The sequence below is a fragment of the Cobetia sp. SIMBA_158 genome, assembly GCF_046566945.1.
Lineage (GTDB): Bacteria > Pseudomonadota > Gammaproteobacteria > Pseudomonadales > Halomonadaceae > Cobetia > Cobetia amphilecti.
Genome location: NZ_JAWJYL010000312.1, coordinates 1 through 275, shown reverse-complemented (window position 1 = coordinate 275; position 275 = coordinate 1). Strand labels below are relative to the sequence as shown.

General features: G+C 35.3%; 1 protein-coding gene. It reads left to right on the top strand.

Translation table 11 applies throughout. The features are described from left to right. Positions 1-275, top strand: a 275-nt coding sequence (locus R2R70_RS20105) for a PAS domain S-box protein (RefSeq protein ID WP_410978916.1), incomplete at both ends; no start/stop codon positions are given.

Sequence of the window (275 nt, the reverse complement as noted above, 5' to 3'; positions counted from 1 at the left end):
ACCGAAGAACGATTAAATCTGTTTGCTAAATGTGTTGAGTCGTTTACTGATGCGCTGGCAATTTACGATAAGAACTTTAAATTAGTCGATATAAATCCCAGTTTTTTAACGTTATTTGGTGGTATGCGCGAACAATACCTAAATAAAGATTTTAATTTGCCTGGATACGATACAAGTTACGTTGAAAACATTATCGATGTAGTGCGCCAAACTGAGCATATTCAGCAAGAAATTAAACTGCGCAATAATGAGCGTGTATTGCTGCCAATAGAAAT